At 67.1% G+C, this 4462-nt stretch carries 8 protein-coding genes; 1 reads left to right on the plus strand and 7 read right to left on the minus strand.

Annotation, left to right across the window (positions count from 1 at the left end; translation table 11 throughout):
- Window positions 1-65: 65 nt before the first annotated feature.
- The 7 genes from ABD308_RS01705 to ABD308_RS01735 form a co-directional block, all read right to left on the minus strand.
- The gene (locus tag ABD308_RS01705; protein ID WP_344324341.1) at window positions 66-506 is read right to left on the minus strand and encodes a hypothetical protein; all 441 of its coding nucleotides are present in this window, start codon (window positions 504-506) and stop codon (window positions 66-68) included.
- Between the two features lie 76 nt (window positions 507-582).
- Entirely contained in the window at window positions 583-816 is a 234-nt protein-coding gene (locus ABD308_RS01710) for a DUF397 domain-containing protein (protein ID WP_344324344.1), read from the minus strand.
- A gap of 175 nt (window positions 817-991) precedes the next feature.
- Window positions 992-1840: a helix-turn-helix domain-containing protein gene (locus tag ABD308_RS01715; RefSeq protein ID WP_344324347.1), complete on the minus strand. Its 849-nt coding sequence runs from the start codon at window positions 1838-1840 to the stop codon at window positions 992-994.
- A gap of 6 nt (window positions 1841-1846) precedes the next feature.
- Window positions 1847-2365, minus strand: coding sequence for a DUF6879 family protein (locus ABD308_RS01720; RefSeq protein WP_344324350.1), 519 nt, complete (start codon window positions 2363-2365; stop codon window positions 1847-1849).
- Entirely contained in the window at window positions 2346-2609 is a 264-nt protein-coding gene (locus tag ABD308_RS01725; RefSeq protein WP_344324353.1) for a hypothetical protein, read from the minus strand. Before ABD308_RS01725 ends, ABD308_RS01720 begins: the two co-directional genes overlap by 20 nt.
- A 171-nt stretch (window positions 2610-2780) precedes the next feature.
- A complete protein-coding gene (locus ABD308_RS01730) occupies window positions 2781-2972 on the minus strand; it encodes a DUF397 domain-containing protein (RefSeq protein ID WP_344324356.1) in 192 nt (63 codons plus the stop codon).
- Window positions 2965-3828 carry a helix-turn-helix domain-containing protein gene (locus tag ABD308_RS01735; protein WP_344324371.1) on the minus strand — a complete coding sequence of 288 codons (864 nt, stop codon included), beginning with the start codon at window positions 3826-3828 and terminating at the stop codon, window positions 2965-2967. Before ABD308_RS01735 ends, ABD308_RS01730 begins: the two co-directional genes overlap by 8 nt.
- 305 nt (window positions 3829-4133) lie before the next feature.
- On the opposite strand from ABD308_RS01735, the gene ABD308_RS01740 reads away from it, so the two are divergent.
- The coding region (locus tag ABD308_RS01740; RefSeq protein ID WP_344324360.1) for an ATP-binding protein at window positions 4134-4462 on the plus strand (329 nt) is incomplete at its 3' end.

Genomic DNA, 4462 nt, shown 5'->3' on the forward strand with positions numbered 1-4462 from the left:
CAGCCGGGGGCCGGCACCCCGTCCGGAGTGGAAAGTCGGCGCGTCCGACTTCCTACTCCGGGAAATCACCGCCGCCCGAGCGGACAGGGTGGGGGCGGTTCCGAGGTGGGGTTGTGGGTGCGGGGGCAGGAGACGGCGGCGACGGAGCGCAGCTGCTGTCCGGGGGTCCAGTACGTCCACACCACGTCGTGGGGGTAGGTGGCGAGGAAGGCGCGGGCGTGGTCGAGTCGGAGTCCTGCGGAGAGGTCCGTCTCCAAGCCGGGAGCGTCGGCGAGCTGCTTGCCGAGCCACTCCACCGCGCCCGCCGGGTCGCCGGTGGTGAGGCTGATCCGGTCGGCCGACTTGGCGAGCCAGTGCATGACTTCCAAGGGAGGAACCGGGCTGTTCCAGACCGGCCGCCTCCCGTTCTGCGGCTCGGGAGGCCGCCGCTCGGTGTCCTCGGGCCGCTTGCTGCCGACCCACGCGTAGCAGTGCCAGTGGAGTCCGGGCCTGTGCCAGTGATCCATGCGCGCCTACCCTTGATGGATGGGTCGGCCCCGTCCCCAATTGGCGTGGGGACGGGGCCGGTTCGTGCCGGGTGTCTCAGACCGCCGTGCCGAACCGCGCCGGGTCGATCCCCGCCGCCGCCAGCTCGGCCGTGCTGAACCGCAGTTCCACGCCCGGACGCTTGGTGTCACCCATCACCCACAGGCCACCCACGACGCCGGGCACCTCCCGCAACGTCGCGCACGTCTCGTGCTCCGACTGCTGATTGCCCCCGCACGCCCGGTACACGGTCACCCCGGCCGGAACCTCGACCTCGTACAGGTCACTCATGCCGCCGCCCTCCTGTTCGACGCTGCGGAGAAGCCGTCCCCGCACGGTGGTTCACCCGCCCCGGCCGGATTCCGACGGCCGGGGCGGGATTCACTCAGCCCGCTGTCGGGGCACGGCAGCAACTTAGGAATGGCGGCGAGTTGGGATCCACCGGATTCTGCGGGATTGCACGACTTCACCCGAGAGCATCAATGGCGGCCGCGATCAGCGCACGGGCGTTCGAGCCGTAGACCGCCATGTCCCCCAGCGCGGCGAAGGTGCCTGCGTACATCGCGACCTCACTGGGCTGGGTCAGGGTGAGGTGCCCGGAGACGAGTTCCACGTTCACCTGAGTGGTGTCGAAGATCCAGAACCCCTCGACCGGCATCCGGGTACGGTTCAGCCGGGAAGGCACGATCCCGACGCTGACGTTCGGCAGCGCGCCTGCCGTGATCAGCCGCTCAAGCTGCTCCGCCTGGGTGTCCACGTCACCGAGCCCGTTGACCAGGACGGACTCCTCAATCAGAAACGCAAAGCGTCTCCTGCCATCGCGCAGAACACGCTGCCGGTCCATTCGTACTCTCACCGCATCGGCCACGTCGTCGACCGGAACCCGCCGCTGCTGGACGGCGCGCAGCACGTCCTCGGTGTAACCGCGGGTCTGGAGGAGCCCGGGCACGAGCCATGATGAGTAGGCCCGGAACCAGACCGTCCGATCGAACAGAGGCAGAACCGCCTCCTGCGCCCTTCGCAGGCCCGTGCGCTCCATGCGGCGCCACTCCACCCACATGCCTTCGACGGCACGGAGGGAGGCCACCAGGTCCGCCGCCTGGTCCTCCTTGCCGCACGCACGGCACCAGACGAGCAGGTCCTCGGCGGACGGGGCGGTCTTGGCCGTGGAGATCCGGGACACCTTGGACGGATGCCAGCCGCACAGCGATGCGAGCTGCTTGCCGTCCAGCCCGGCGTCCCTGCACATCTCACGGAGACGGTCGGCGAGGACCTTCCGGGCGGCCTGGACGTGCGACGATCCCGATGCGGACATGGTGGGTCAGGCCGGCTTGTAGCCCTCGTGTGGTGTCGCCCGCTCCCACACGGCTTCGAAGGCGGAGTTGACCAGATCCAGGACGGCCGGATCCGTTCGCCACTCCCTGTCCACGACCTCCCCGGCTCCGGAGAAGTACGTGAACAGCACGGTCGAACCGTCGAACATCCATAGGTCCGTTCCCGGCAGCGCGATGTCGGCAGCCCTCCGGCGGGGCAACCAGCGCACCAGTTCGCCTGCGGCGATGTTGGCGAACGTGAGGTCGTGCTCATAGCGGATGTAGTCCGTCACCGGCTCCGAGACGATTCGGGCCCGCCTCATGACCACGCCGCGCCCGGTCGTCTCGGCAACTAGGTCGGCCCAAGAACCCCACCAGTCCGGCAACGTGGCAGGATCATTGCCGTACCGGTGACCGGCACACCAACGAGCGAACTCCGGGTCATCCGGCGTGTAGCAATCACGCATCTCCAGATGGACGGCGGAGCGCCGCGCCCCGGCCAGGCCCTCACGAACGGGGAACTTCACCGTTTCCACTTTCGGGTCGTGGGATGTAGTCCAGCATGACGGCCGGAAGCCGGATGATCGTCTCGTGACTCGGGACGCCAGTGCCATGACCGGGGACCGACCCGATCTCCTGGCACGCCTTCACTTCGTCCTCCGTGGCCTTGTAGGACTGGATCAGCAGATCCCCGGTGTCCTCGTCCAGCCAGATCGTCGGCGAGTCGTCAACGGGAGTGTTCGGGATGATCCCCAGGAAACGCAGCCTCATGACCTCTCCCTGTGCCGATCCGATTGCGCTCGGTTGCCCGACTATCGCCCCGCTGGCCGACCCGCGCAAGAGGCGCGCGGGCGCACAACGAGGAGCGAGTCACCTGTCTTGCGGAGTAGGAAGTCGGCCAGACCGACTTCCTACTCCGCGCTGGACGATGGCTGGAGGGTGTTAGGCGTGGTGGTCGAGTTCGCGGGCCTTGATGGCACGGAGGAGGTTGGCGAAGGCGGCAGGGTCGGAGCGGAGGACGACATCGCCCTCGTCGGACTCCCGTAGTTCAACCGCCTCGATGCCTGCACGGACCTCGACGCACTCGTTGTTCGAGGCGCTGTAACTGGACTTCTGCCACTCCGAGCTAGACATTCCCGGACTTCACTTCCTTCATGACGGATCGGATGAACTCGCGCGATTCGTCCTCACCGAGAGCGGTCGAGTCAAGACGCGAGAAGATGACTCGATGCTTGGCCAGGTCGGCTTGCGAGTCGAAGAAGAGAGCTCCCTGAGACACGTCCATTTCGATGGTGTCGAGTTCAGGGACAGGCCCTTCGGCGAAGGTCAGGTTCTCGCCGGATCCCGGAAAGGTGTCGAGGGCAAACGGCACCACTCGCACGGAGATTCCAGGGTGTTCAGAGTCATCGATCAGGGCCCCAAGCTGATCCGCGAGCACCACGGGGCCGCCGAACTGCATCCTCAGTGCGGCCTCATGGATGAAGGTTCGCAACGGTGTGGAGCCCGACCGGATGATCTTCTGTCGCCGGATGCGGAAGGCGGTCCTCGCCTCAACCTCCCCTACTGACAGTGGTGGAAACAGTCGGGCGAATACGGCGGACGCATAAGCATGGGTCTGAAGCAGGCCCGGCATGTATGCGGTGGTGCAGAAGGTCAGCTTCCGGGCATGGGCCTCAAGCTCGGCAACTTCGAGGAAGTCGATCGTGAGGGTGCCCCGGCACTCCTCCCACCAGCCCTTTCCTCGCTCCGAAGCCATGTTCGCGAGCGCGTCGATCAGTGGTTCGTTGGCACACCCACACGCCGAGGCGACCATCCGCAGCCGCTCGGGACTGACGCCGATCTTCGCCATCTCCATCTGCGTCATCTGGGCCGGGCTGATCCCGAGTCTCCGGGCAAGCTCACTGCTGCCGAAGCCCGCCTGCTCTCGCATCCGCCGCAGCTCGGTTCCGAGGCGTCGTTGACGGAGGGTCGGGTTGGAGCGAAGGGCCATGGCGTCCTCTCTGACGGGGCTGAACCAGTGTGCCGCGCGGTCGGCGAACCGGTCCAACTGCGAGTGGACTACACGGTAGGGGGAACTTTCCTGCCTTGACCTATAAATATAGGCAGCGTGGGCTATGGTCTATCTCACAACGATCCGATGGATCGTCAGTAACGCTTGAAATCCTGGGCGGTAGGCGCATGCTGCCCATTTCGCACCGCAGAGCAGCCAGGCCCGGGCCGGCCTCGTTCACGGTGACGCATCCATCGCCGTCCCTCTCTCCTCCCCCTCTTCGCCTCTTCCCATGGAGGTTTCCCATGCGTGCCCTCAACCCGCCCGACTGCACCACCGTCCGCGCCGAACTCCGCTCCATCCTCCACACCGCCGGCTGGCACCCCACCACCATCGACGACGCCGAACTCGCGCTCCAGGAGCTCTTCATCAACGCCTGGCAGCACGGCGACTGCCCCGTCCCCGGCGTCCTGGTCTCCCTCATCACGACCACCCTGCGCGTCGCCGTCTGCGACAACCGCCCCGTCCTGCCCGAACCCCGGCTCCCCAGCGACCCCTACGCCCTCTCCGGCCGGGGCCTCCACCTCGTCCAGGCCCTCACCCACCGCTTCGGCGCCACCCCCACCAAGACCGG

Origin of the sequence: Kitasatospora putterlickiae, assembly GCF_039527695.1 — a bacterium.
GTDB lineage: Bacteria > Actinomycetota > Actinomycetes > Streptomycetales > Streptomycetaceae > Kitasatospora > Kitasatospora putterlickiae.